This is a genomic window from Sphingobium cupriresistens LL01 (genome assembly GCF_001046645.1).
GTDB classification, from domain to species: Bacteria; Pseudomonadota; Alphaproteobacteria; order Sphingomonadales; family Sphingomonadaceae; genus Sphingobium; species Sphingobium cupriresistens.
Genome location: NZ_KQ130436.1, coordinates 331064 through 356489, shown reverse-complemented (window position 1 = coordinate 356489; position 25426 = coordinate 331064). Strand labels below are relative to the sequence as shown.

At 62.0% G+C, this 25426-nt stretch carries 24 protein-coding genes; 21 read left to right on the top strand and 3 right to left on the bottom strand.

Annotated features, from left to right (window positions below; translation table 11 throughout):
* Positions 1 to 274 precede the first annotated feature (274 nt).
* The 9 genes from V473_RS18185 (at position 275) to V473_RS18145 (ending at position 11135) form a co-directional block, all read left to right on the top strand.
* The gene (locus tag V473_RS18185) at positions 275 to 2764 is read left to right on the top strand and encodes a TonB-dependent receptor (RefSeq protein WP_082679203.1); all 2490 of its coding nucleotides are present in this window, start codon (positions 275 to 277) and stop codon (positions 2762 to 2764) included.
* Between the two features lie 132 nt (positions 2765 to 2896).
* On the top strand, positions 2897 to 3688 hold the full coding sequence (locus V473_RS18180) for a FadR/GntR family transcriptional regulator (RefSeq protein ID WP_169793954.1): 792 nt from the start codon (positions 2897 to 2899) through the stop codon (positions 3686 to 3688).
* Entirely contained in the window at positions 3672 to 4895 is a 1224-nt protein-coding gene (locus V473_RS23080; protein ID WP_244884478.1) for an alpha/beta fold hydrolase, read from the top strand. Before V473_RS18180 ends, V473_RS23080 begins: the two co-directional genes overlap by 17 nt.
* Positions 4896 to 5077: 182 nt before the next feature.
* Positions 5078 to 6295: a thiolase C-terminal domain-containing protein gene (locus V473_RS18170; RefSeq protein ID WP_066608354.1), complete on the top strand. Its 1218-nt coding sequence runs from the start codon at positions 5078 to 5080 to the stop codon at positions 6293 to 6295.
* Positions 6295 to 6732 carry a Zn-ribbon domain-containing OB-fold protein gene (locus V473_RS18165; RefSeq protein ID WP_066608351.1) on the top strand — a complete coding sequence of 146 codons (438 nt, stop codon included), beginning with the start codon at positions 6295 to 6297 and terminating at the stop codon, positions 6730 to 6732. Before V473_RS18170 ends, V473_RS18165 begins: the two co-directional genes overlap by 1 nt.
* On the top strand, positions 6729 to 8078 hold the full coding sequence (locus tag V473_RS18160; RefSeq protein ID WP_066608348.1) for a phenylacetate--CoA ligase family protein: 1350 nt from the start codon (positions 6729 to 6731) through the stop codon (positions 8076 to 8078). Before V473_RS18165 ends, V473_RS18160 begins: the two co-directional genes overlap by 4 nt.
* Complete coding sequence (locus V473_RS24450) at positions 8075 to 8752, top strand: hypothetical protein (RefSeq protein ID WP_066608345.1); 678 nt, start codon at positions 8075 to 8077, stop codon at positions 8750 to 8752. The genes V473_RS18160 and V473_RS24450 overlap by 4 nt, the downstream gene beginning before the upstream one ends.
* 41 nt (positions 8753 to 8793) lie before the next feature.
* A complete protein-coding gene (locus V473_RS18150) occupies positions 8794 to 9582 on the top strand; it encodes an alpha/beta fold hydrolase (RefSeq protein ID WP_408021520.1) in 789 nt (262 codons plus the stop codon).
* On the top strand, positions 9579 to 11135 hold the full coding sequence (locus tag V473_RS18145; RefSeq protein ID WP_066608340.1) for an AMP-binding protein: 1557 nt from the start codon (positions 9579 to 9581) through the stop codon (positions 11133 to 11135). Before V473_RS18150 ends, V473_RS18145 begins: the two co-directional genes overlap by 4 nt.
* 16 nt (positions 11136 to 11151) lie before the next feature.
* Here V473_RS18145 and V473_RS18140 read toward each other — a convergent pair whose 3' ends face one another.
* A complete protein-coding gene (locus V473_RS18140) occupies positions 11152 to 11439 on the bottom strand; it encodes an MFS transporter (RefSeq protein WP_066608338.1) in 288 nt (95 codons plus the stop codon).
* A 245-nt stretch (positions 11440 to 11684) separates the two neighbouring features.
* Here V473_RS18140 and V473_RS18135 point away from each other — a divergent pair, with 245 nt between their 5' ends.
* Positions 11685 to 12566, top strand: a complete 882-nt coding sequence (locus V473_RS18135; protein WP_066608335.1) for an SDR family oxidoreductase — start codon at positions 11685 to 11687, stop codon at positions 12564 to 12566.
* Entirely contained in the window at positions 12563 to 13189 is a 627-nt protein-coding gene (locus V473_RS18130) for an SDR family oxidoreductase (protein WP_066608333.1), read from the top strand. Before V473_RS18135 ends, V473_RS18130 begins: the two co-directional genes overlap by 4 nt.
* Positions 13190 to 13531: 342 nt before the next feature.
* Here the strand turns inward: V473_RS18130 and V473_RS18125 are convergent, their stop codons facing one another.
* Complete coding sequence (locus tag V473_RS18125) at positions 13532 to 14077, bottom strand: hypothetical protein (RefSeq protein ID WP_066608330.1); 546 nt, start codon at positions 14075 to 14077, stop codon at positions 13532 to 13534.
* Between the two features lie 261 nt (positions 14078 to 14338).
* Here V473_RS18125 and V473_RS18120 point away from each other — a divergent pair, with 261 nt between their 5' ends.
* The 7 genes from V473_RS18120 (at position 14339) to V473_RS18090 (ending at position 22394) form a co-directional block, all read left to right on the top strand.
* Positions 14339 to 15460: an acyl-CoA dehydrogenase family protein gene (locus V473_RS18120; protein ID WP_066608329.1), complete on the top strand. Its 1122-nt coding sequence runs from the start codon at positions 14339 to 14341 to the stop codon at positions 15458 to 15460.
* Positions 15460 to 16662 (top strand): acyl-CoA dehydrogenase family protein, encoded by a 1203-nt coding sequence (locus V473_RS18115; protein WP_066608328.1) that lies wholly within the window; start codon positions 15460 to 15462, stop codon positions 16660 to 16662. The genes V473_RS18120 and V473_RS18115 overlap by 1 nt, the downstream gene beginning before the upstream one ends.
* Positions 16663 to 16781: 119 nt before the next feature.
* Positions 16782 to 18302, top strand: a complete 1521-nt coding sequence (locus tag V473_RS18110) for a class I adenylate-forming enzyme family protein (RefSeq protein ID WP_066608327.1) — start codon at positions 16782 to 16784, stop codon at positions 18300 to 18302.
* A gap of 29 nt (positions 18303 to 18331) precedes the next feature.
* On the top strand, positions 18332 to 19621 hold the full coding sequence (locus tag V473_RS18105; RefSeq protein ID WP_066608324.1) for an FAS1-like dehydratase domain-containing protein: 1290 nt from the start codon (positions 18332 to 18334) through the stop codon (positions 19619 to 19621).
* A 1-nt stretch (position 19622) separates the two neighbouring features.
* Positions 19623 to 20420 (top strand): enoyl-CoA hydratase/isomerase family protein, encoded by a 798-nt coding sequence (locus V473_RS18100; RefSeq protein ID WP_066608320.1) that lies wholly within the window; start codon positions 19623 to 19625, stop codon positions 20418 to 20420.
* Between the two features lie 30 nt (positions 20421 to 20450).
* Positions 20451 to 21593: an acyl-CoA dehydrogenase family protein gene (locus V473_RS18095; RefSeq protein WP_066608318.1), complete on the top strand. Its 1143-nt coding sequence runs from the start codon at positions 20451 to 20453 to the stop codon at positions 21591 to 21593.
* A gap of 15 nt (positions 21594 to 21608) precedes the next feature.
* Complete coding sequence (locus V473_RS18090; protein ID WP_066608315.1) at positions 21609 to 22394, top strand: crotonase/enoyl-CoA hydratase family protein; 786 nt, start codon at positions 21609 to 21611, stop codon at positions 22392 to 22394.
* Here the strand turns inward: V473_RS18090 and V473_RS18085 are convergent.
* Complete coding sequence (locus V473_RS18085) at positions 22384 to 22764, bottom strand: alpha/beta fold hydrolase (RefSeq protein ID WP_066608310.1); 381 nt, start codon at positions 22762 to 22764, stop codon at positions 22384 to 22386. The two genes, V473_RS18090 and V473_RS18085, sit on opposite strands and share 11 nt — an antisense overlap.
* 296 nt (positions 22765 to 23060) lie before the next feature.
* Between V473_RS18085 and V473_RS18080 the strand changes: the two genes are divergently transcribed.
* Genes V473_RS18080 through V473_RS18070 form a run of 3 tightly spaced genes read left to right on the top strand, consistent with a single transcriptional unit; the run spans position 23061 to position 25396 of the window.
* Positions 23061 to 23843 carry an enoyl-CoA hydratase-related protein gene (locus V473_RS18080; RefSeq protein ID WP_066608309.1) on the top strand — a complete coding sequence of 261 codons (783 nt, stop codon included), beginning with the start codon at positions 23061 to 23063 and terminating at the stop codon, positions 23841 to 23843.
* A 4-nt stretch (positions 23844 to 23847) separates the two neighbouring features.
* Positions 23848 to 24618, top strand: a complete 771-nt coding sequence (locus V473_RS18075) for an SDR family NAD(P)-dependent oxidoreductase (RefSeq protein WP_066608307.1) — start codon at positions 23848 to 23850, stop codon at positions 24616 to 24618.
* 7 nt (positions 24619 to 24625) lie between these two features.
* Positions 24626 to 25396 (top strand): enoyl-CoA hydratase/isomerase family protein, encoded by a 771-nt coding sequence (locus V473_RS18070; RefSeq protein ID WP_169793953.1) that lies wholly within the window; start codon positions 24626 to 24628, stop codon positions 25394 to 25396.
* Positions 25397 to 25426: the final 30 nt, after the last annotated feature.

Genomic DNA, 25426 nt, shown 5'->3' with positions numbered 1-25426 from the left:
ACTCCGCAGCCGATGCGATGTTGGTCTCCTCCGCGCGCTTTGCGGTCACGTCGCAATGCGCCCCGATGCACCAGATATGAGCACAGGGCAGGGATGAGCGGTCTCGCACGGCAAGTAGGTAAACTAAGATGACCATTTTATGTGGGAAAAATACCATATGGAGCCTTTTTGGATAAAAGAGATGCCTATATAGTTGCCTTCCCGGTGACCGCTGTGTAATTGGGCCTTGTACGAACCCTATAGAGGTTCTTTTTCAGCAGGGAGGTTGTCGGATATGCACGCACGTCGTAACTCGGTACGGGGGGCTGTGATCGGCCTTTTGCTCGGCACTGCATTCAGTGCGCTGGCCGCAACGCCCGCTTTTGCGCAGGCGCCGCAATCAGGCGCTCAGGTCGGTCTGGAAGACATCGTCGTCACCGCGCGGAAAGTCGCGGAAAATCTCCAGGACGTGCCCGTCGCGATCACGGCGTTCACGGCAGAATCGCTGCTTGAACAGGGTGCGACCAAGGTGTCTGACGTTGCCCGCACCACGCCGAGCCTGACCGTTCGTGAATCGCCCTCTAACCCCACAGCCATTTCGATAACGCTGCGTGGGCAGGTTCAGACCGACATTCTGGCCACGCTCGATCCTTCGGTGGGCACCTATGTTGACGATGTCTACTGGTCGCGCGCCTATGGTCTCAACCAGGATCTGCTCGATCTCAGCAGCGTTCAGGTTCTCAAAGGCCCCCAAGGCACGCTGTTTGGTCGCAACACCACCGGCGGCGCTATGCTGTTCGAGACCAACAATCCCAATTTCGACGGCATTTCGGGCAGCGTCGCTGCGACCTATGGCCGCTTCAACGAGCGCGTCGGCACGGTGATCGTCAACATTCCGCTGATCGATGACAAGCTGGCGATCCGTGGGGCGGTTCAGCGGAACCTGCGCGATGGTTGGATGAAGGATCGCGTGACCGGCGACAAATATAACGACCGGGACAATTGGGCTGCGCGCGGCAAGATACTCTATCAGGCGACGGACAATCTGAGCTTCCTGTTCTCCGGTGAATATTTCAAGCAGGATGTGAGCGCTGCCGGTCGTCAGATGCTGTATCTCGTCCCGTCGGGGTTGACGGCGCCGTCCGCCGCGGACAATGCAGCGCTCCAGTCCGCCGGGGCCGCCGCCGCTGCGACCTTGACGGCCGCCGGCCTGCCGGTTCCTGCCGGGATCAACCCGTTTAGCTATGGCGCGATCGGTTCATCGGGGGCGCTTCAGGCTGGAGGAAATCTGCGCAGCTACTACACCAGTCTGGGTGCCAGTCAGACCGAATTGTCGCAGGGTATAGCGGGGAACCCGAATTTCCCAAGCGCGTCGCCGCGAACCTACGTAAAGACGCAGACCTATAACGGCACGATCAACCTCGACACCTTCTTCGGCGCGATCAAGTTCGTTGGCGGCTGGCGCAGGGTCAGCACGACGTCGCGTCTGGATCTCGATGGTTCGGCCGCGCCGATCCACACCACCACCGGCGACCAGACCCTGACCCAATATTCGGGCGAATTGCAGATTACGGGCCAGGCGTTCGACGACGCGATCGACTTCGCTGGCGGCGCTTTCTATTTCCATGAATCGGGCTTCGACACGTCTTCGTCGGTCACTCTGCCTTCATTCAATCCCAACACCCTGTTGTTCAGCGGCCAGTTGGACAATGACAGCATCGGCACTTATGCGCAGGCGACCTATCATTTCGACGATCGCTTGTCCTTCACTGGCGGCTTGCGCTATTCGGTCGATGACAAGGGCTTGACGACCCGCAATCAGAACCGATCGCGCATCACCGGCATTGCCGTTTGCCAGATACCGACCGCCAGCATAGGCAATGACTGCGCCCTGCGGGTCCGCGACGAATTTGACGGCGTTTCCTATCTCGCCAGCCTGGACTACAAGTTGAGCGACGATGTTCTGGTTTATCTCAAGACCAGCAAGGGCTTCCGGTCGGGCGGGCAGAATCTGCGCGCCAATTCGGTCGCGACGGCTATCTCGTTCCGACCCGAAGTCGCCTATGCCCATGAGGCGGGTATCAAGAGCGAATTGTTCGACCGTCGCCTGCGCGTCAATCTGGCGGGCTATTATTCCAATGTGGAGGATATTCAGCGCACAACGCTGATCGGCCTGCCCAACGGCACGACCCAGACGGTTCTGACCAATGCTGGCAAGATCCGCATCTGGGGGCTGGAGGGCGAATTCCTGATGCAATTGCCCGCCGGGTTCCAGATCGGCGGCACTGGCGCTTACACCAACGCCAAATATAAGGACTATCAGGAACTGCCCAGTCGCACCAATCTGACCGGCAGCCGCCTGACGGAGCGTGTGGAAGGCGTGCCGGAATGGACCTGGTCGCTGACCGGCAGCTACGAACATGCATTCAACTTCGGCCGGTTAAACCTGCGTACCGACTACAGCTGGAACTCTGCGATCAATCTGCAACCTTACACGCCCTTCCTGGGCGATCCGCAGGGCGTTACGATCGATCCCAACACTGGCAAGACCATCGCGCAGAACATCATCGACGCTACAACCTCGCCCAAGCAGGGTGTGCTGAGCGCGCGGGCATCGCTCACGCTGATGGACGACAAGCTGGAACTGGCGGTGTTCGGCCGCAATCTGACGAACAACCGCAAGGTGGTTCAGGCGCTCTATGTCGGCGGCATCGGCTATGTGTCTGGCGTGCATCGTGAACCTGTGACCTATGGCGGCACGATCACCTATCGCTTCGGCAATTGATGCGCGGGCAGGGTCGGCGGGTGCGTCCCGCCGACCCTTCTTCTTGTCGAAACGCCTCGCTTTTGTAATGAGCGTCCGGCCCTGCCCGATTGCGATATGCGCAACGGGACCGGCAAAGACGGGATGCTCGCGATGACCAATGATCTTGACCTGAATGAAGCGGTGGAACTGGGCGGCTCCGTCGTCTCGCGAACTGTGCGGCAATTGACCCAGTTCAGCCTCCAGGCGCAGGACGGCGATTATCTCGGCTCCGAAGCCGAACTGCTCGAACGCATGAGCATCAGCCGCCCGACGCTGCGTCAGGCGGCGAAGGTCGTGGAAAGCGATTGCCTTCTGTCGGTTCGGCGCGGCGTGAATGGCGGCTTCTACGCCACCCGGCCCAGCGCGCGCCATGTGGTCCAGTCTCCGGCCTTGTGGCTGCGTCTCCAGTCCGCAACGCTCGACCAAATGAACCGCGCGAGTATGCTCATCTACCCTACCGCAGGGGCGGAAGCGGCCAAATGCACCGATCCCAGATTGATCGCCGAGTTGACCGCGTTCCGCGCCGCGATCGACGAACGGGAAGCGCGGGGCGAAAGTCAGCGTGAAACGCTGGACGCCGAAATCGCCTTTTCCCAACTGATCGCGAATATGAGCGGCGATCCCGTGCTCACGCTGTTCATCGGCATCAGCTACACCTTCGGCCTGCTGGAGAGGGAGTATCGTTTCTATCGCCGGTCGCCGCAGCGGCGCCAGCGCTGGCTGTCGTTGCAACGCAGCTATTGCGACGCCATTTTGTCGGGCGACAGTGACATCGCCATGTTGATCGGCAAACGGCGGGGGCATCAGGTCGAAAGCTGGATTGCGGAGGACAAGGCGGCAGCGCAGCAGGAAGGCAGGGCCGCCGCCGCGAAAACAGAGGACAGGCATGATGGCGCAACTTGACTATATCGGTTTTGGCGGCGTGCGTCTTGCCGCGCAGAGCTATGGTCGGGACGATGATTTTGGCATCCTGTTGCTGCATGGCGGCGGCCAGACGCACACCGCATGGGACGCAGCTGCCCTGGCCCTGGCGCAGGCGGGACGCTATGTCATCAGCCTGGACCTGCGCGGCCATGGCGCAAGCGAGTGGCCGGGCGATGGCCGGTACGATCTCGACGCCTATATCGGCGACATCCGCGCTGTGCTGGCGACCTTGCCCGCCAGGCCCGTGATCGTTGCGGTGTCCCTTGGCGGCTGGATCGCCACGGCGGTGCTGGGCGAAAGCGAAACGCCGCTGGCGACTGGCCTCGTTTTGGTGGATTCTCCGCCCCGGATGGACCCGGCCGGATCGGGCCGGATGGGCGATTCATTGCGCCGCGCAGCGACGGCTAATGGCGGCCAGTGGGATCCGCGCATGTTGGACGGTTTCGACCTGTCTGCGGTCGAGGATCGGCTGATCGATGCGGCACGCCAGCTCAAGATGCCGACGCTCGTCGTCCGGGGCGAACGCAGCCCGCTCAGTACTCAGGAATCGATCGCGGAACTGGCGGCCTGCATTGCTGATGTGGAAGCGGTTGAGGTCGGCGATGCGGGGCATCTTGTCGCGGTGGATCAGGCCGACGCCTTCAACGCCCTGTTGCTCGATTTTCTGGAACGCCGGATTCCCCTGTCGCCGCCACAATATGTCGCCGGGTTCGATTCCCGCACGTTGCGCGATGCGCTGGGCTGCTTTGCGACTGGCGTGACCGTTGTCACCACGCTCGACCGCGATGGCAATCCCGTCGGTTTGACCGCCAATTCTTTCACGTCGGTGTCGCTCGATCCGCCGCTGCTGCTGGTTTGCCTCGCCAACGGCGCGGGCAGCCTGCCCGCCTTTCTTGCCGCGTCGCATTTCGTCGTCAACGTCCTCCATATCGGGCAGCAACCGGTGTCGGGGCGCTTTGCCAGCCGGACGGAGGATCGCTTCGGCCAGACCGATTGCGAAATCTGGGACAGCGGCGTTCCGGTGATCCGCCATTCGCTCGCCAGTTTCGAATGTGCCCGCGACACGGTGCATGATGCCGGCGACCACAAGATTCTGGTCGGTCGGGTCCAGCGGGTGCAGTTCGAACCGCATCGCGACCCGTTACTCTACTTCCGCGGTAAATATCGCCGCCTGCATTTCAGCTAAGCGGCGCGTCCTCAAACATATATCACTAGGTTTTATGGGTAGGTCATTTTTGGGGTGACAAGAGGTACCCATTTAGGCACAAGGTCAGGACAATAATCGTTGCCCGTGATTCATCGGGCAGGACGGAACCCGGACGGGCGCCTGCCCGGATCGGGAACCGGCATCGAAAGAGCAGGAACGGGATGACCTGGGTAAATCAGGATAAATGCGCGATCGTCGGGATTGGCGCGACGGACTATTATGTCCGTGGCAAAAGCTGGCCCCGCACCATCAACGACATGGCTGGCGAAGCCATTTTGAAAGCGTGCGAGGATGCAGGCATATCGGTTAACCAGATCGACGGCATCGCTTATTATTCCGGCGCCGGGGCGGGCTATCTCGACAAGTTCGATACTGCCACCCTGATGGAAACGCTGGGCATCCCCTATGTCGGCTTTTCCGCCACGCTGACCAGCGGCGGCGGCGGTTGCCCCGGCGCGATCGGCCTTGCGACCGCGGGCCTGATGAATCAGGATTGCACCTATACGGTCACGCTGATGGCGTTGCAGCAATTGCCCCAGCACCGGCTGGGCGTCGTGTTCGGCGCGTCCGCGCCCAACCCGGAAAACAGTTTCCTGCAACCCTCCGGCCTTGTCGGTCCCGGCCATCTGATGAGCGTGCTGGCGCGCCGCCACATGCACCTCTACGGCACCGATCCCGAAGCCTTCAAGGAAATCGTCCAGGGGACCCGTGACAATGCGGTGGACCGGCCCAAGGCGATCCGGCGCAAGCCGCTCTCGGACGAGGAATATTGGAACTCGCCCATGCTGGCGGACCCGCTGCGACGGCTGGATTTCTGTCTGGAAACCGACGGCGCGGTCGCGGTCATCACCACGACGATGGACCGGGCGAAGGATTGCCGTCACAAGCCTGCCGTAGTCCATGGCGTCGCCCATGGCGGCACGCGCGAATGGGGCCGGGCCTTCGCCTGGATGGGGATGCCTGATCCCGATTTCGCATCGTCGGGCCATAAATTCGTCGCCGACCGCATCTGGGACCAGACCGGCCTGACCGCCAGGGACATGGACGTTGCGCTGATCTACGACCATTTTTCGTCCATGGTGCTGATGCAGCTGGAAGATTATGGCTTTTGCGAAAAGGGGGAGGGCAGCGATTATGTCCTGTCCGGCAAAATCCGCTATGACAAGGCGACCGGCAAGGGCCTGAATGGCGGCGTGCCGGTCAACACCCACGGCGGCAATCTCAACGAAGCCTATATTATCGGCATGACCCACATCGTCGAGGGGGTGGAGCAGGTGCGCGGGACGACCGTCAATCAGGTCGCGGATTGCGAATTTGCCCTTGTGACCGGCGGCCCTGCGTCGCTCCCTGTTTCCGGTCTCGTACTGAGGAGAGCCTGATGAGCTACGGACCCGCGCGCGTCCTTCCGGGCGAAGGCATCAAGATCACGACCAATCCCGATACCGAAGCTTTTTGGGAAGCGGCGAAGGAAAAGCGCCTGACCGCCTGCCAGTGCGGCGATTGCGGGCATTTCCGTATGCCGCCTTCGCCCTATTGCCCCAAATGCCAGTCGACGCAGAAGGCCTGGCCCGACCTGCCGGGCACCGGCACGATCTTCAGCTACGCCATCTGCTCGAAAAATCCCGCGACGGGGGAGGATTATGTCTACGTCCCTGTGGTCGTCAGCCTGGATGGCACCGACGATGCGCGGCTCGTATCCAATCTGGGCGGGATAGACGCTGACGATGTCCGCATCGGGCAAAAGGTCCAGGTCGACTGGAACCCGATCGACGATGGCTGGATGCTGCCCATATTCAAGCCGGTGGAGGCCCTATGAGCGAGACCGAAGAAATGATCCGCCCCGCAACCGCGCATGGCCCCTTGCCCGACGATTTGCGCTATTTCGATCCGCAGATCGAAACGCTCCCGCGCGCCGAACTGGACCGGCTCCAGGAATTGCGTCTGCTCTCGATGCTGCAATATATCTATGACGGCAACGGGCTCATCCGCGAAGTCTGGGACGCTGCCGGGGTCAAGCCTTCGGACATCACGTCGCTCGCCGATTTTCGGGCCAGGGCACCCTTCATCGACAAGGATATGATCCGCGACTATCGCGACCGCAACGATGATCCGTGCGGCGGGCTGCGCATCGCCGATTATCGCGACATTCCCCATGTCGGCTTCACGTCGGGCACCACGGGTGATCCGACGCCGGTGCCCAATGGCAAGGGCAGTCCGACCGAAGCGGAAATCCTCCGCGAATTTTGGCAGATCGGCGCGCGCGGCGGCGACTATGTCACCTATATGATGTTCACCTTCCGCAGCGGCATCAGCCGTGCCTCCTTCCTGAACGAGGCGGGTTTTACCCCTATATTGTCGCCGCATGACCCTGCCATGCTGCCACAGATGATCGACGCGATCGAAACCTATCGCCCGACCATCCTCTACATGCTCTCCACCCCGATGATGATCGGGCTGGAAAAATATTTCGAGACGAGCGGCAAGGATCCGCGCGACGTTTTCCGTTCCGTCAAGGGCGGGGTGTTCGGCGGCGAACCCATGAGTCCGCGTTTCCAGAAACTCGCCAAGGATTGGGGGATCGAGATTTTCGATTACACCTCGCTGGGCGATGTGACCGGGGCGATGGAATGTCGCGCGCACAACGGCTTCCATGCGTGGGAAGATTTGGCGCTGGTCGAAAATCTCGACCCCGACGGCAATCCCGTGCCCGATGGCGAAATGGGCGAACTGGTCGTGACCGCGCTCACGGATCCCTGGGCGCCGCTGGTCCGCTTCCGCACGGCCGATCTGGTCAAGTTCGACCGCACGCCATGCAGTTGCGGCCGCACCCATCTGCGTTTCTGGACGCTGGGCCGTGCAGGCGACCAGACCTTTATTCAGGGCACGCCCGTCCTGCCGCGCGACATCCAGGCGATCGTCGAACTGTTCCCCGAAACCAAGTCTGCCCTGTTCCAGATCATCCGGCCCCAGGCGCAGATGGACGTGCTGCGCCTTCGGGTGGGCTATGACGGACTGACCGACAGCCCCGACGCACTCGCCGCGCGGATCGCCAGCAAGGTGACCGACATGCTGGGCGTGCCGTCCGCCATCGAACTGGTCCCGGCGGAAGACCTGCTGAAACTTGGCCCACCCCAGAAAATTCCGAGGGTAACGAAGTCATGAGCGCCACCATGTCGATGATCCGCCCCAGCGCGATTGCGCAATTTGACGACAATGGCACCACCCGCCTGCTGCCGATCAGCGAACGGGAAGTCAGTCGGACCGCGTCCTTCTTTCGCCGCGTATTGGCGAGCGACTGGGATTTGCGCGGTCGCTTCGCGCTGATCCTGGGGACGCAGGCCGACGCCTATTTCCTCTCCGCATTCGAACGCGCCTTGCAGGAACGCGGTGTGACCGTGTGCAATTCGGAAGCGAACAGTTGGGACGGCGCGCGGTCTGAAGCGACGATCCGCCGGTTCGACGTGGCGATCGTCGCGGTGGTGACGCCTACCGTGCTCGACGCCATCCGCAATGCGGGCCATGATGCCAAGACGTTGTTCCAAGGCAAGATCGTCTGGGCGTCGGGCGCTGCCTATGATGTGCTGGACGGCGCCGAGGGTATTGATCTGCGCCGCTGGATACCGCTTGGCCCCGCTTTCGCGATCGAGGGGCGGCACCGGGGCGGCGCGCATTATGACGGGCGCGAATGGCTGATCGAGCCGGTGGGCGACACGCTCTATGTCTCCAGCCGGCTCGATCGCGCCATGCCCTTCGACCGGCTGCCGGTCGCGCTTGCGGCGCGGATCAATACGGATCCCTGTCCCGGCGGCGCGCTGGGACCGCGCCTCGTCCTTTGATCCGCTTCGACGGCTTTGGCGGCGTTGCCCTGGCGGCGGATGTGGCAGGACCGGCCAACGGCGCCAGCGTCCTCTTCCTCCACGGCGGTGGCCAGACACGGCATAGCTGGGGGAGCGCGCTCGCTGAGGCGGCGGCACGCGGCTTTCGCGCGATCACGCTCGACCTGCGCGGCCATGGCGATAGCGACTGGGCGCCCGACGGCGATTATCGCATCGACGCTCATGTCGGCGACATTCGCGCCGTCGTCGCGACGCTGCCCGACTCGCCGGTTCTGGTCGGCGCGTCGCTGGGCGGCCTCGCTTCCCTGCTGGCCACCGGCGAAAGCGCGGCGCCGATCGCGCGCGGCCTGGTGCTGGTCGATGTCGTGCCCCAGATCGAAATGGAGGGCGCGCAGGAGATCCGCGCCTTCATGACCGGAAATGCGAACGGCTTTGCCACCGTGGAGGCCGCCGCCGATGCCGTCGCCGCCTATCTGCCCCATCGCACCCGGCCATCCAGCAGCGCGGGCCTGATGAAAAATCTGCGGCGGCGCGACGATGGCCGCCTGCATTGGCATTGGGATCCCGCGATGCTGGGCGATCTCAAGGGGCTGGACCCGACCGCGCGCGAAGCCCGTTTCACCCGCGCCGCGATGCAGGTGCGCGTGCCCACCCTGCTGATCCGCGGCGGCATGAGCCGCATCGTCAGCATGGACGGGGTCGCCGCCTTCCGCCGCGCCATGCCCCATAGCGAATTCATCAACATCGAGCAGGCGGACCATATGGTCGCGGGGGATGCGAATGACGCCTTCAACGCGCCGCTGCTCGATTTTCTGGACCGGAGCCGATGACGAACCACGCTGATCTCGACCCCTATATCGCCGTCCACCATTATGGCCTTGGCGACCTGCTGCATGAACAGGCGCGCAGCCGCCCGCATATGATCGCTGCGATCGATGGCGAACATCGCTTCACCTACGCGCAGTTTGACGAGCGGGTGAACCGCCTTGCCGGCGTCCTGCGCGCGCGGGGCGTCGGCCATGGCGACCGCGTCCTGTGGCTGGGTCAGAATAGTATGCGCGTGATGGAGGCATTGCTGGCCTCCGCCCGTGTCGGCGCCATCTTCTGCCCGGCCAACTGGCGCGCGTCCGTGCCCGAAATCGCGGCGATGCTGGACGATTTCGATCCCAAGGTCACCTTCTGGCAGCATGAGGAGATCGGCGCAGGCAATCGTGAGGCGCGGGGCGGTTGGAAACCTGACAGTCACTGGATCTGCCATGACGGTTGCGATGGGGAGGACAGCTATGAAGCGCTGCTCGCCGCTGCCGATCCCGAAAGCGAATTTGCCCCGGTCGACACCGGCACGCCGCTGCTCGCCATCTACACCGCGGCCTTTTCCGGGCGGCCCGGCGCGGCGCTGCTCAGCCATGAATCGCTCCTCATCATGGCCTGGCTCGCGCTCCAGTCGCAAAAGATCGACGAACATTCGGGCTATCTCGTGTCCGGCCCGATGTTCCATATCGGCGTTCTCATGGGCACGCTGGGCACCTTCCTGGCGGGCGGGCGCAATGCTTTCGTCCCCCGTGTCGAGGCTGAAAACCTGCTGCGCATGATAGAGGCGGAACGGCTGACCCACGCCTTCGTCCCCCAGCCCACCGTCGTGCAGATGCGCGAAGTGAACAAGGATGGTGCCTATGACGTGACCAGCCTGTTCGCCGACAACCAGATGTCGGACTGGAAAATTCCCATGGTCATGCCGGTCGACGCGCCGGCGATTCAAAAAATGGGCGGCTATGGCCAGACCGAAATTGGCGGCCTGACGTCGGTATTGTGGATGGGCGGGCAGGGTGCCGGGCGCGCGGTGCCCTTCGTCGCGTTCAAAATCGGCGACGAGGACGGCAATGAGGTGCCACGCGGCCAGACCGGCGAAATCTTTGCGCGCGGCCCGATCGTCATGTGCGGCTACTGGAACCGGCCGGAGGAAAATGCCCGCCGCGTCGTCAATGGCTGGCACCGCACCAATGACCTTGGCAAACGGCTGGAGGATGGCAGCCTTGTCTTCGTCGGTCCCAAGACGACGATGATAAAGACCGGTATCGAAAACGTCTATCCTGCCGAGGTGGAGGCGTGCCTGCGCCAGCATCCCGCCGTTGCCGACGTGTGTGTCATCGGCGTGCCCGATCCCAAATGGGATCAGAACGTCAAGGCGGTCGTCATCGCCAGGGACGGCGTAGCGGTCGACGCCACGGCGCTGATCGACCATTGTCGCGATCGCATGGCGTCCTACAAAAAGCCCAAGATCATCGACTTCGTCGCCACGCTGCCGCGCAATGCCCATGGCTTTGTCGATCGCGCGGCGGTGGATGCGGCCTTTGGCGGCGGCGGTTATCCCAGCGTGGGGTGATCCGCTCCATCCTGCGTCAATCCGCCGCGACCCCGGCGTTGCGGCGCAGGGCGAAGGCCAGCAGGATCGCGATGATGCACAGCGACACGATCACCCCCATGGTCAGGAAAAAGGCGCCGGTGGTGGGGTAACTCGCCCCGCCGCCCGGCGCCCCGACCGTACTGGTCGCCAGCAGCACCGACACCATCTGCGCGCCGACGCCCAGAAAGGCCTGGCGCATCATTGTCATCATGCCGGCCGCCTCGCTGGTGCGTTCTGGCCGCATCGCCCCGGCCAATATGGTCGGACCGACCACGAACTGCATCGTCGGTCAGCGCGTCGCGCGGCATAGATCATCGCGGTTTCAAACGATCCGGCGATCTCTGCAACCCACAGCGCTCCGACGATCGCTGCTGTCGATCCATTTCTCATCCGGCTTCTCTCGTGCGATGCACCCGAAATAGCTGGCGATATGTCATCTTTTTATTGCTATAGCGAAACCGGCATCGCTGAGATAGTGATATCATACCTAGTTAGCGATGATGGTATAAATATGAGGAGGCGGACAGCGTGAACATTCCCGTAAATCATATCGTGGTGGAACCGCCGCCGTTTGAATCGCCGCCCTTTACGCCCGATTGCTTCGCTGGCCAGACCGTCGTCGTGACTGGCGGCGGGTCCGGCATGGGATTGGCGATGGCGACCGCATTCGGGCAGGGCGGGGCAAAGGTCGCGCTGCTGGGCCGGACCGCCGAAACGCTCGAAAAGGGCGTGGCGACCTTGACCGATCTGGGCATCGTCGCGCTGGGCATCCAGGGCGACGTGCGCAATCCCGAAGCGATCGCATCCGCCTTCGACATGGCCGAACGGGAATTGGGGCCGGTTACGCTGCTCGCCAACAATGCCGGTGGCAATTATCCGGTGCTGGCCGAAGCCATGTCGCCGGGCCAATGGCGCTCGATCACCCGCATCGCGATCGACGGCACCTTCTTCGTCTCGGCCGAATTTGCCCGCCGTCGCATCGCGGCGGGCGGTGGCGGGGCGATCGTCAACAATTCGGCGCAATATGTCTGGTCGGGTTTTCCCGGTGACGCCCATTCGGCCGCCGCCAAGGCGGCGATCGTCACCATGACCGTCGGCCATGCCGCCGACTGGAAGCCTCATGCCATCCGCGTCAATTGCGTGGCGGCGGGCTTCTTCCCGCACGAACGCTCCAATGCGGCGGATGACGCGGAAGCCATCGCACGCCTTGGCGCCATGTTCCCGTTGGGCCGGGTCGGTCGCATCCGCGAATTTGGCTGGGTTTCTGCTTTTCTCTGTTCACATTACGCATCCGGGGTGACGGGCGAAACTTTGGTCATCGACGGCGGCGACCGGTTGCGTCGTCAGTTGATGAGCCCCGCCTTCGTGCCGCCACGCGAACGCGAATCCATTTGGGGAGTAGCGCCATGACGACATTGCCCACTTTGCTCAACGGGCGCCATGCCATGGTCGCAGGGGTCGGCGACGCCGCTGATCATGTCGCGACCGCGCTGGCGGCGCTTGGCGCCAGGATCACCCGGATTACGCCACCTTCCGTCGATGCCGACATCATCGCCGCCGCCTTTGCGGACGCGCAATCGCAACAGGGGCAACCTGTCGATCTACTCGTCCATGGTGGCGCGCCGCTGGGTGTCGGGAACGCGGAAACGGTATCGCTCGACGTCTGGCGGAAAGGCTTTTCGGCTGACATTGACGGGCGCTTTCTCTATGCGTCCGCTTTTGCGCGCAGCCGTATCGCGGCGCATGATCGCGGCGCCATCCTGTTCCTGCTGCCGTCGCCCCGCATTACGGGGGGCCGTACGGCACAACTAAGCGCCCATGGCGCGCTCGACAATCTGGTCAAGTCGCTGGCGGTGGAATGGGGCCGCGATGGCATCAGGACCAATGCGATCGCCAGCCATGTCGTAGACGGGTTCGCCCAGGCGACGGAGGCCGCGCGCGCGTCGCTGGGTCATCTGGCCGGCTATATCCTCAGCGATCATGGCGCCTATATCAGCGGTATGGTGATGGGCATCGATGAACTGCCATCCTGACGGGAGGGCGCCCTTGCCGTCCGGCGAATGCCCAACGCGCGGATGCGGAGGACCGACCAAATTCGGTCTCTGCGTGGATTTGCTCATGACGCTGTCGCCCTGAATGCTCATGCCGGACGCTATTGTAAAAAATGCTTCCAAAGTTGGATTTCATCTGCTTCATATTGCCGGATGAAAGGGTCTATTCATATCCTATCGATGGTTCGTCGCCCCGCAAGAAGCCCCGGACCATAGCGTAAAAGGCGACTTAAGGTGACATTTCCAATCGCGCTATGCGGTGTCTTTGTCACTTTAACGTAATTGGCCGCCGGCGCGTCAATGGGGACCTGCTGGCAGCCTGGTTCAGAAACCGCCGAACTTGAACGTCGCAGCGACGCCATAGGTAGCCGGGTCGTTACGCTTGCCCATCGCTGCGAACAACGGTGCGCCGAACAGCAGGCCGGCGATATCGACTCGGCGATTGAGGATGTTGCGGCCAAAGAGGGCAACCTCGATGGTTTCGTCGGCGAAGGACACGCCAGCGCGGCCGTTCAATTCGCCGCCCGCCGGACGGGTCAGCGCTTTGGCGACGGCGTTCGTGATGTTGTCGGTCAGGGCATCGCCAGTCTGGAGAGTACGGTAAGCATAGAGGGCGGTATCGTCCTGCCAGGCATAATCGAGATGCGCGCGGACGGTGCTGGACCCGATAGACTTTCCGTAGTCACCCGCGATGCTGAACGTCCATTCAGGAACATTTGGAACATCTCGTCGTGGCGGTCGCCGCCGGCGTCGGCAAATTCCAGATATTTCCCGTTGGACAGCGCCGCCGTGCCCGAAAAGGTAAGGCCTTCGAACAAACGCGGATTGCTGCCTGAGCGCATTGGTCCGGACAGTGATGTAGGATTTCATGGTATTCTTCTCTCTCATAACTGACCACATATCAGTTTTGGAGTTTGCAGCTAGTTTGCTTAGTTGCACGTCTCGGTCAACAGGGTTGTAAGCAACTGGCGGGCTGTCGTTTTGACGCGACTTTTCCTAAGCAAGTTCAGTAAATGCCAGTCTGGGGCTTCAAAGGGGCTGGGATGAGGCGAGATTGGCATTGCGCGCTTGACATAGTTACCTTAGTTGGAGAGGTGGATTGAGCAGCGATAACGCACGCAAGGAGCGACGATGAACTTCGACCTGTCCGACGAACAAAAAATGCTCGCGGAGCAGGCGCGGGGGTTGCTTGGCGAGCGGTCATCATCCGACCGGCTACGCGAACTGATCGACGCGAAGGCGGAGTGGGACGAGCCTTTATGGCGCGAAATCGCCGATATGGGCTTTCTTGGCGTGACTGTACCGGAAGAATTTGGCGGCCTGGGCATGACTGAACTTGATCTGGGGGTCATCAGCGAAGAACTGGGCCGGGCTAACACGGCGCTCCCCTTTTTTTCCTCCATTGTCCTGGTCGTAGACGCCATCAACATGGCGGGCTCGGACGCGCAGAAAAGCTATTGGCTACCCAAGCTCGTCAGCGGTGAGGCGATTGGCGTATTCGCTTACGCCGAAGGTCCGGCAGGCTGGACCGGCGACGCGATCAAGGCGCGGGTGGAAGACGGCGCATTGTCGGGCACGAAAACGCCCGTGGCCGATGGCGGCGTGGCCACGTTGGCGGTCGTTCTCGCCAAGTCGGCGGGCAAGCCCGTTCTGGCGTTGGTCGACCTTGCTCAGCCGGGCGTCACACGGACACGCCTCGATAGTTTTGATGAACTGCGCGCCCATTATACGCTTCAGTTCGATGCCATTTCTGCTGAACTGCTGGAGGCGCTGCCGGCGGAGCGCGTCCTCGATCAACTGTTCGATCGTGCCGCAGTTCAGGCCGCGTTCGAGGCCGTCGGCGGCGCTGATGCCTGCCTGTTCATGGCGCGCGACTATGCGATGGAGCGCCAGATTTTTGGACGGCCACTGTCCAGTTATCAGGCAATCAAACACAAATTGGCCGACATCGCCGTCGGTGTCGAGCTGGCGCGGTCGAACGCTTATTTCGGCGCATGGGCGGCGCTTAACGATCCTGAAGCGTTGCCTGTTGCCGCCGCCTCGGCCCGATTGACGGCGATCGATGCATTCGAAAATGCGGCGCGGGAGAATATTCAGGTCCATGGCGGCATCGGCTACACGTTCGAGGCCAATTGCCATTTCTATTATCGACGCGAGCGGACGCTGGCGCTCAGCCTGGGCGGGAGAGAGCCTTGGGCGGACCGGCTCATCAGGCATCTTCCCGGATCGCAGTTCAAGGCGGAGACGGTATAATGGATTTCAATGATACGCCCGAAGAAGCCAGCTTCCGCAAGGAGGTCCGTGATTGGCTCGCGGCCAATGCGCCAGCTTTCGAAGTGCCCGAAGGCATATCGGAAGCCGAAGAGGTAGCTCTGGGCAAGGCTTGGCAAAAGCGTCTATCCGAAGGAGGTTACGCTGGTATCCTGTTGCCTCAGCAATATGGCGGCCGTGGTGCGACCATCGCTGAAGCCACCGTGTTCGGCGAAGAGGAAAGCAAATATCGCCTAGCCAAGGAGGCCTATATCGGCATTGGCCTGGGCATGGCGCTGCCGGTGATCTTCAAGCATGGTACGCCGGAACAGATCGAGAAGTTCGCCGGCCCCACTTTGCGGGGTGAAATGACCTGGTGCCAGCTCTTTTCGGAGCCTTCGGCCGGGTCTGACCTCGCTGCCGTGCGAACCCGCGCGATCAAGGATGGAGCGGACTATATCGTCAACGGCCAGAAGGTCTGGTCGAGTTGGGCGCATCATTCGGACTGGGGAATATTGATCGTTCGCACCGATCCGACCCTGCCCAAGCATAAGGGTTTGACCTTCTTTGTCTTGGATATGAAAACGCCCGGTATCGATGTCCGGCCGATCCGTCAGATATCGGGCGCCAGCGACTTCAACGAAACTTTCCTGACCGACGTCCGCATCCCTGAATCCTGCCGCATCGGCGCGGAAGGCGAAGGTTGGGCCTGCGCAATGACCGTGCTGATGGGTGAACGTCTCAATCAGGGTAGTGAAGGCAAAGGTGGGGGCATAGGCGCATTGATCCAATATGCGATGGACACGCCGCGAAAGGGGGGCAGCGCGCTTGATTCCTCAGCGATCCGCGGCGCGCTGGCCTCTGCCTATGCGGAAGAGCAGGCCGAACGCTATTTCCAGGCGCGACTGCGTACGATGGTTTCGCGTGGCGAAAATCCGGGCGCCCTCGCCTCTATGGTGAAACTTGCCTATACGAATCGCTATCAAAAGACGTCCGGCCTCGCTCTCGAAATGCGTGGCCTGTCAGGGCTGGTCGCGGAAGAGGGCGGTGAAACCGCGCGAATCCAAGGTGACTATATCTGGTCGACCGCGTTGCGCGTCGCAGGCGGCGCGGACGAGGTGCTGCGCAATCAGATTTCCGAACGAGTCCTGGGAATGCCGGGTGAGATGCGCGCCGACAAGAACGTGCCTTTCGATCAGCTTTAGCGCCTGAGACGTGATCCTTCTCTCGACTTGCACTGTCGGAGTTATATCTATAACCTAGTTACATAAGATGGCGGACATCATCTAGATGTGATTCCGCCGGGATATTCCGGGGGTTTGCAATGTCCGTTTTTTCCGACCTTCTCAATGGCGTGTTGACGATAGACCCGTCAGCGGACGTCATCGATTATCAGGGCAGATGGTATAGCTGGCGGGAGTTGGGCGATACCATCAGTGCGATCCGGTCGTTGCTTGCCACCCTGGGTCTGGGTCAGGACGCGCGCGTGGGTGTGATGGTGAAGAACCGTCCGTCGCCCTTCGCCGCCGTGCTCACGGCAGTGGCCGACGGCATGACCATGGTGTCGATCAATCCGCTGCTACCCGACGACCGGCTAATCAAGGATCTGGACGGGCTGGACCTCCCCGTCGTCATCGCGGAGCAGGCGGATCTCGACCGTCCGGGCATATTGGAAGTGCTCAAGGCCGCCGGAACGGCCGTCATCGAACTGCCCGGTATATTGGATGGCGCATATTTCCGTCCCGGCTATGAACATTTTGGCGACACTGTGAAGGTGACCGAGCCGGGCATCATCGTCGAAATGCTGACCAGCGGTACAACCGGCAAGCCCAAGCGGGTTCCGCTCCAGCGCGCCGCTTTCGACCAGAGTTTCGAAGGTGCGCTCAGCTACGAAAAGGATCGCAAGCCTGGCGAAGCAGCGATCCTGCGGCCCGGTATCACCATCCTGTCCAACCCGATGACCCATATCGGCGGGCTGTGGGGCGCGCTGACCTGTATCGCGGGCGGCCGCAAGGCTTGCCTGCTGGAAAAATTCTCGGTCGCCAGTTGGCACGATGCGATCAAGCGCCACAAGCCCAAGGTTGCGGGCGCGGTCCCCGCCGGCCTGCGCATGATCCTCGACGCCAATATCCCCAAGGAGGATCTGGCCAGCCTGGTCGCGATCCGCACGGGCGCGGCTCCGCTCGATTTTGAAGTCACCAGGGAGTTTATGGAGCGCTATAACCTGCCTGTGCTGCAAAATTACGGCGCTACCGAATTTTCCGGCGCCGTGGCCGGATGGGCGCTCAAGGATTTTCATCAGTTCTGGCAAGCCAAGCCCGGCAGCGTCGGCCGTTTCCAACCCGGCGTGAAAGGGCGGGTTGTCGATGCTGAAACGGGCGATGAGAAGCCGGTCGGCGATGAAGGCGTGCTGGAGATGAAGGCCGCGCAATTCGGCCTCGGCGACGTCTGGCTGCGCACTACCGACCGGGCGATCATCGATGCGGACGGCTTTTTGTTCATCAAGGGACGGGCTGATCTCGCCATCATTCGCGGCGGGTTCAAGGTGCACCCCGACGACATCAACAAGACCTACGAATTGCATCCCGCGATCCGCGAAGCGGTGACGGTGGGGATCGAGGATCGTCGTCTGGGCGCGGTCCCGATGACGGCGATCATGCTTAAGGAAGGCGCTGTCACGCCGTCCGAAACGGAACTCAAGGAATATGGCCGGGAGCATCTGATGCCATATCAAGTGCCGGTGAAATTCCTGATCGTCGATGATGTGCCGCGCACCCCGTCGATGAAACCCGCGCTGCCGCAGGTGCGCGACCTCTTTAAGTCCGACGCCGCCGACGCGGCCTGAACCATCTGAATATTGGGAAAGAGACTGACATGGCGACCAAATCACCCGACGACATCAAGCAAAGCGACGAATGGAAGAAGGCGGTCGATTATGCGATCACCGACAATGACATCGAACGGCAGGAAAAGCTGCTGGGCTATATGCAGGCGGCCAAGACGCGCGAATATATCCAGACCGCGACCACCGACAATATCCGCAATTTCGCCCATGGCACGGGTGACGACAATCCGCTGTTCTGCGACCCCGAATATGCCCGCGGCACACGCTGGGGCAGCGTGATCGCGCCTGGCATGATGGTGGGCCAGATCAACGCCCCGATGTTGGGCGATGCACCCGGCGACGACATCAAGGCGCTGCGCAAAAGCCTGTGGAAGGGCGTCCATGTGTTCGTGTCGGGATCGACATGGGACTGGTATCGCCCGGTATTCCCAGGCGACACCATCTACAGCTATAATGGCGACGAAACGTCGGAAGTGAAGACGTCCGAATTTTCCGGCCGCTCCGTCATCACGGTGCGCAAGGATGTGAAGATCAACCAGCGCGGCGAGGTGGTCGCCGTCTACCGCATTCTGCGCGTGCTGACCGAACGCAAGACCGCCGCGAAAAAGGGCAAATATAGCGCCCTGGAACCGGCGACCTATACCGACGAGGACATTGCCAAGGTCGATGAAGTTTATGCGGCCGAGATGGTGCGCGGCGCGGAAACGCGCCATTTCGATGACGTGCAGGTCGGCGATAGCCTGGGCAAGATGGCCAAGGGGCCGCTCACGGTGACGGACGTCATCGTCTATCATGCCGGGGGCTATGGCTTTGTCCCCTATGCGCCCACGGTCGGTCGCCTGGCGCACAAGAACCGCAAGCGCATCCCGGCCTTCTACGTGAAGAACGAATATGGCGTGCCCGACGTGGCGCAACGTCTGCACTGGGACCCGGTCTGGGCGCAGGCGATCGGCAACCCTATGGCCTATGACTATGGCGTCATGCGCGAAAGCTATCTGTGGCATTATCTCAATGACTGGGCCGGCGACGATGGCATCATTACCCATGTCCATGACGAAATCCGCAAGTTCAACTATATGGGCGACGTCCAGACGATCACCGGCGAAGTGACCGGTAAGCGTGAGGATGGCGGCCAGAATCTTGTCGATGTGAAGGTCATATTCACCAACCAGCGCGGCGATGAAACGGTGCGGGCCACAGCCACCATCGCGCTTCCCAAAAAGGGCGGCATTGCCATGTATCCACAAGTGCCGCGCGACCTGGCCGAAGAAGCGGCCAAGATGATGCAGCGCCACTGGGAACTATCCAGGAAGGGATGAAATGACCTTTCAGACCATCCAGGTCGAAGCCCGCGGCCCGGTCGAGATAGTCACGCTCGACCGGCCCGATGCGCTCAACGCCCTTTCCGAACAGATGGTCGCCGAACTGGGCGATTATGTGTATGCGCTCAAAAATCGGAGCGACGTGCGTGTGGTCATCTTGCGCGGCGCAGGGCGGGCCTTTTGCGCCGGTCTCGACATCAAGGAAAACCGCGTCGAAACCAACGAAACGCGCTTTCAGCGGAGTTGGCGGGGACAGACGCAGTTGGGCGACTTGCTCAAGGCGATCCGACTTGCGCCGCAACCTTTCATCGCGCTGGGGCATGGATCGGCCTGCGGCGGCGGATTTTCGTTGATGCTTGCCGCAGACGTGCGCATTGGCACCCCTGACCTGCGGATGAACGCGGCCTATATCAAGATCGGCCTTGGCGGCGCGGACATCGGTTCCAGCTATTTTCTGCCACGCCTCGTCGGCGCCAGCCTGGCGGCGGAACTGCTGCTGACTGGCCGCTTCATTCACGCCGACCGCGCCTTGCGGCTAGGTTTGCTCAGCGATGTGGTCGCGCCGGAAAGGCTGCTCGACACCGGCCTGGCTTTGGCCGATGAAATGCTTGCCAATTCGCCCTATGGCCTGGCCCTGACGAAACAGGCGCTCAACATGAATATCGACGCGCCCTCGATCGAATCCGCCTTTGCGATCGAGGATCGGCAACAGGTTATGCTTGCCGGTACAGAGGACCATCTGGAAGCGATGACCGCCTTTGTCGAAAAGCGCGCGCCACAATATCTGGGGCGTTGACAGCGCCCGACTTTCGATCTGGAGATCATCATGCTCGACACTGCCGCCCGTTTCGCCTTCAACGACGATCATGCGATGTTTCGCGACACCGTGCGTCAGGTCTTTGCCAAGGAACTGATCCCCAATCTCGACAAGTTCGAGGATGAAGGCATTGTGAGCCGTGATTTCTGGCGCGCTTGCGGCGACGCTGGTATGTTGTGCCCGACGGTGAAGGAGGAGCATGGCGGCCTTGGGCTGGACTTCGGCTTCAACGTCGTCATCGCCGAAGAACTGGCCTATGCCGGATCGTCAGCGGGCATCACGCTGCAAAATGACATCACCGCTGAATATATAGAAGTCTATGGCTCGCCAGAGCAGCACGAGAAATATCTGCCCAAAATGGTCAGCGGCGAATGTATCACTGCAATCGCGATGACGGAGCCGGGCACCGGGTCGGACCTTCAGGGCATCCGCACGACCGCGAAGAAGGATGGCAATCATTATGTCATCAACGGATCGAAAACCTATATCACGAACGGCCAGAATGCCGATGTCGTCATCGTCGCGGCCAAGACCGCGCCTGAATTGGGGGCAAAGGGCGTCTCGCTGATCCTGGTTGACGCCGATGTCGCCGGTTTCAAGCGCGGTCGCAATCTCGACAAGATTGGCCAACATTCGGCGGACACGTCGGAACTGTTTTTCGAAGATGTGCGCGTTCCCATCACCAATTGCCTGGGTCAGGAAGGGCAGGGCTTCATCTATCTGATGAGCCAGCTGCCGCAGGAACGCCTCTCCATCGCCGTGTCCGCCCAGGCGGCGGCCCAGCGCGCGTTCGACGAAGCGGTCAGCTTCACCAAGGAAAGGCAGGCGTTCGGCCAGGCGGTGTTCCAGTTCCAGAACACCAAATTCACGCTGGCCGACATGAAAAGCCAGTTGCAGGTCGGCTGGGCGCATCTCGACTGGGCGATCAAGCGGCATCTGGTCGGCGCGCTCACGACCGCGGAAGCCTCTGCCGCAAAGCAGTGGCATACCGACATGCAGGGCCGCGTGATCGACATGGCGCTGCAACTGCATGGCGGCGCGGGTTACATGAACGAATATATGGTGGCCCGCCTGTGGCGTGACGCGCGCGTGACGCGCATCTTTGGCGGCACCAATGAAATCATGAAGGAAGTGGTGAGCCGCTCCCTTTAATAGCGGGGGAACGCTATGTCGAAGCAGCGCGTCGTCATGACGGTGACGGACGGTGTGGCGGACGTCCGCTTCAACCGGCCTGACAAGCTGAACGCCTTGGACGAGGCGCAGTTTCACGCAGTCGCCGCGATCATTGCCCAGATCGGGGCGCGGCGCGATATTCGTTGTGTCGTCCTGTCGGGGGAGGGGCGGGCGTTCAGCGTCGGCGTCGATCTCGACAGTCTGGCCCACGCCCCTGCGCTGCGTAACCTGATGCCACGCACCCATGGCATCGCCAATCTGTTCCAGCAGGCGGCATGGGGCTGGCGCACGTTGCCGGTGCCGGTGATCGCCGCAGTGCATGGATATGCTCTGGGTGCCGGGTGTCAGATCATGTTAGGCGCGGACATCCGCTTCTGCGCGCCGGACACGGACATTTCTGTCATGGAGATGCGCTGGGGCCTGGTGCCCGACGTCGCTGGGATGGCGCTTCTGCGCGGGCTGGTTCGGCAGGACCATCTGCGTGAAATCATATTCACCGGTCGCCGCTACAAGGGCGCGGAGGCGGAAAAGATCGGGCTGGTCACGCATCTCGCCGCCGATCCCCATGCCGAAGCGATAGCGATGGCGAATGAGATTGCCGCTTCAAGCCCCGATGCCATGCGCGCGGCCAAGCGATTGCTCAACCTTCCCTGGGAAACAACTCAGGCGGACATGCTGCTCGCTGAATCGCGAGAACAGGAAGTGCTGCTGGCGTCCGACCATCATGCGGAGGCGGTCGATGCGGGTCGAAACAAACGCGCGGCGGTCTTTAGGGACTAGGCGGGCTATTGGCCAGCAGGCCGCACAATGCGGCGATCAGCGCCAATGGCTGTTCGATCATGACATGATGGTTGCAGGCGGGAATGGCGACGGGCGTCCCGGCATGGGGCGCGATCATGAGCGCAAGGGCGACTCGCTCGGCCGTCATCACATCGCTCTGTGCGCCGTAGATGATGTCCGTCGGCACCTGCAACCCGCACAGGTCGTTGCGATAATGTTCGTCGTTGAACGAGGCGGCGGCTGCAAAATCGAATTTCCAGCTCCATCCGGCGTCGGTTTCCGACGCGGCATGACGCGCATGGTCCCACCATCGCGCATGTGCCCGAAATCCATGCACCAGCACCAGGCTTGGCAGCGATGTCGAGTCCATATTCCATCCGCGACAGGCAATCCGTGCGCCTTCCACTTCGACTTGGAACGTCTGCGGTGAATATGCCCATTGCAGCGCCAGCTAATCGTCCAGAATTGCGTCACACGACATGGGAAAAGCCTCCATTCTGCCCGGCATCACCATGGCCGCCGTGCGCCATGAGTATCTGATGCTATACAACCTAGTAAACTTGGTTCATAGTCAAATGGCGTTGTGTGTCAAACCAGCTTTGCACAGGGCGAAGGAGCGCCCGCTTCCCGCAAACGGCAAGGCTGAACTGGAGAGCGAAACAAAGCATGGCCTACGAAACTATCCTGTACGACATTGTAGATGATGTGGCCGTCATCAAGATGAACCAGCCCCAGACGCTCAATGCGATGACTATGAAAATGGGCGAGGAATTGCTGGACGCGGTATCGCGCGCCGCAAAGGACGCGCGCGCCATGCTCGTCGGATCGGTGGGGCGGGGTTTCTGTTCGGGCGCCAATCTGGCGGATGGGGGCATCGATCTGACCGATCCCAATCGGGACATGGGCGGCAATCTCGACGGCATTTTCAACCCGATCATCTATCAGATGCGGGCCGCTGAAATTCCGGTCGTCACGGCGGTCAAGGGGCCGGCCGCGGGGGTCGGCTGCGGCATTGCGCTCGCGGGCGACATGATCGTCGCGGGTGAAAACGCGATCTTTTTCCAGGCATTCAGCAAGGTCGGGCTGGCCCCCGATGGCGGCTCCTCCTACCTGCTGGTCAAGGCGATCGGCCGTCCGCGTGCAATGGAAATGATGCTGCTCGGCCCCAAGCTGAAGGCGTCACAGGCCCTGGAATGGGGCATGATAAACCGCGTAGTGGCCGACGACGAAGTCGATGATCGGGCACTGGACCTGGCAAAGGAACTGGCGCGCGGCCCCCGTTCGCTTGGCATCATCAAGCGCGTGGCCTGGGCCGCGCTGGACGTCTCCTTCGAAACGGCCTTGTCGAACGAGCGTGTTGCGCAGCGCGAAGCTGGGCGGACCGATGATTTCAGCGAGGGCGTCGCGGCATTCCGCGACAAGCGTCCTGCGCAGTTCAAGGGACGGTAGGACGATGGCGGCTGCTTCGTTTTTTGACCTGTCGGACAAGGTCGCAATCGTCACCGGCGGTAATGGCGGGCTGGGACTGGGCATGGCCATGGGGCTGGCGCAGGCTGGCGCTGCCATCGCCATCGCCGCCCGCCGCGCCGACAAGGCTGAGGCCGCTCTGGCCGCGCTGGAAGAGAAGGGCGCAAAGGCGATCTTTGTCGAAACCGACGTGGCGGACCGCGCATCCTGTTTCGCCATGGCGCAGGCGGTCGCAGATCGCCTTGGACGCATCGACATATTGGTCGCCAATGCTGGAATCGGCGAAGGCGCGCGGCCCGAAACGATGGACGAAGCGATGTGGCGTCGCACGCTCGACATCAATCTGTCGGGCAGTTTTTTCAGTGCGCAGGCCGTGCACCCGCACCTTAAGGCTGCAGGCGGAGGCAAGATCGTCATGCTGGGGTCTATGACGTCGATTTTCGGGGCCGCCGGGGCCGCCAACTACGCCGCCAGCAAAGGCGCGGTGGTGCAACTCGCCAAATCGCTCGCGATCGCCTGGGCGCGAGACAATATTCAGGTCAACGCCATCCTGCCGGGCTGGCTGGTTACCGATATGGTCGCCGATGCCAAGGCCAGGGCGCCCGGTTTCGACGAAGCGATTGTCGCGCGCACGCCCGCGCGCCGCTGGGGCGAACCGGACGATCTCGCCGGCACCGCCGTCTATCTGTGTTCGCGCGCATCCGATTTCGTCACCGGTACGGCCATCGCCGTCGATGGTGGCTATGCGGTCATGTAGCGGTTCCATGGCTATCATCCACATCAACGACACGGACAATGTGCGGACGCTGACGATCGACCGGCCTGGCGGGCATAACGCGATCGGCACGGATCTGCTTGGCGAACTTGCCGCCGCACTGGAAGCGACGAAGGCGGATGCGCGCATACGAGCGCTGATCCTGACCGGCGCGGGCAGCATGTTCAGTGCCGGGGGCAATTTGCAGGCGCTGGTCGACAGTCTGTCGAGCCGCGATGTCGCGGTGGAACGCGCGTCGCTGGAGGCCGCCGTGGCGACCGTCGACTTGTTGCGCACCATGCCGATCCCCACTCTGGCTGCGGTGAATGGTCCTGCGGCGGGAGGGGGATTTGCTCTCGCTCTTGCCTGCGATCTGCGGATCGCGTCGCCCTGCGCGAAATTCGCCTACGCCTATGGTGCGATCGGACTGGCGGGCGATCTGGGCATCAACTGGCTGCTGGTCCGCACGCTGGGACAGGCGCGGGCGCGAACCGTCGCTTTTGGTGGGACGCTCGATGCGCAGGCCGCCTGCGCGATCGGTTTGGTGGACAGCGTCGTTGCCGATGTTGATCTGGCGGCAGAGGCCGCCCGGCGGGCGCGAATGCTGGCGTCCATTCCTCCGTTTGCGGCTGCCGGGATCAAGGACAATCTGGATTTTGCCGCCGACCATGATTTTGCTTCTAGCGCGACGCGCGAACGCGAAAGTTTCCAGATGTTGCGCAGCAGCCCGGCGCATCGCGCCGCCGTGGAGGCGATCGTCAAGCGAACGATGCGGCCATAGCGACCGGGTCGGGGCGCCGCTTGCTTTGAA

What these genes read in the sequence shown, in the direction of transcription:
- V473_RS18085 (WP_066608310.1), bottom strand. Translation starts at nt 22,764, where the DNA reads ATGGACTCGACATCGCTGCCAAGCCTGGTGCTGGTGCATGGATTTCGG.
- V473_RS18145 (WP_066608340.1), top strand. Translation starts at nt 9,579, where the DNA reads ATGACGAACCACGCTGATCTCGACCCCTATATCGCCGTCCACCATTAT.
- V473_RS23080 (WP_244884478.1), top strand. Translation starts at nt 3,672, where the DNA reads ATGATGGCGCAACTTGACTATATCGGTTTTGGCGGCGTGCGTCTTGCC.
- V473_RS18125 (WP_066608330.1), bottom strand. Translation starts at nt 14,077, where the DNA reads ATGAAATCCTACATCACTGTCCGGACCAATGCGCTCAGGCAGCAATCC.
- V473_RS18100 (WP_066608320.1), top strand. Translation starts at nt 19,623, where the DNA reads ATGACCTTTCAGACCATCCAGGTCGAAGCCCGCGGCCCGGTCGAGATA.
- V473_RS18110 (WP_066608327.1), top strand. Translation starts at nt 16,782, where the DNA reads ATGTCCGTTTTTTCCGACCTTCTCAATGGCGTGTTGACGATAGACCCG.
- V473_RS18160 (WP_066608348.1), top strand. Translation starts at nt 6,729, where the DNA reads ATGAGCGAGACCGAAGAAATGATCCGCCCCGCAACCGCGCATGGCCCC.
- V473_RS18180 (WP_169793954.1), top strand. Translation starts at nt 2,897, where the DNA reads ATGACCAATGATCTTGACCTGAATGAAGCGGTGGAACTGGGCGGCTCC.
- V473_RS18130 (WP_066608333.1), top strand. Translation starts at nt 12,563, where the DNA reads ATGACGACATTGCCCACTTTGCTCAACGGGCGCCATGCCATGGTCGCA.
- V473_RS24450 (WP_066608345.1), top strand. Translation starts at nt 8,075, where the DNA reads ATGAGCGCCACCATGTCGATGATCCGCCCCAGCGCGATTGCGCAATTT.
- V473_RS18115 (WP_066608328.1), top strand. Translation starts at nt 15,460, where the DNA reads ATGGATTTCAATGATACGCCCGAAGAAGCCAGCTTCCGCAAGGAGGTC.
- V473_RS18095 (WP_066608318.1), top strand. Translation starts at nt 20,451, where the DNA reads ATGCTCGACACTGCCGCCCGTTTCGCCTTCAACGACGATCATGCGATG.
- V473_RS18075 (WP_066608307.1), top strand. Translation starts at nt 23,848, where the DNA reads ATGGCGGCTGCTTCGTTTTTTGACCTGTCGGACAAGGTCGCAATCGTC.
- V473_RS18165 (WP_066608351.1), top strand. Translation starts at nt 6,295, where the DNA reads ATGAGCTACGGACCCGCGCGCGTCCTTCCGGGCGAAGGCATCAAGATC.
- V473_RS18070 (WP_169793953.1), top strand. Translation starts at nt 24,626, where the DNA reads ATGGCTATCATCCACATCAACGACACGGACAATGTGCGGACGCTGACG.
- V473_RS18140 (WP_066608338.1), bottom strand. Translation starts at nt 11,439, where the DNA reads ATGCAGTTCGTGGTCGGTCCGACCATATTGGCCGGGGCGATGCGGCCA.
- V473_RS18185 (WP_082679203.1), top strand. Translation starts at nt 275, where the DNA reads ATGCACGCACGTCGTAACTCGGTACGGGGGGCTGTGATCGGCCTTTTG.
- V473_RS18090 (WP_066608315.1), top strand. Translation starts at nt 21,609, where the DNA reads ATGTCGAAGCAGCGCGTCGTCATGACGGTGACGGACGGTGTGGCGGAC.
- V473_RS18105 (WP_066608324.1), top strand. Translation starts at nt 18,332, where the DNA reads ATGGCGACCAAATCACCCGACGACATCAAGCAAAGCGACGAATGGAAG.
- V473_RS18120 (WP_066608329.1), top strand. Translation starts at nt 14,339, where the DNA reads ATGAACTTCGACCTGTCCGACGAACAAAAAATGCTCGCGGAGCAGGCG.
- V473_RS18080 (WP_066608309.1), top strand. Translation starts at nt 23,061, where the DNA reads ATGGCCTACGAAACTATCCTGTACGACATTGTAGATGATGTGGCCGTC.
- V473_RS18170 (WP_066608354.1), top strand. Translation starts at nt 5,078, where the DNA reads ATGACCTGGGTAAATCAGGATAAATGCGCGATCGTCGGGATTGGCGCG.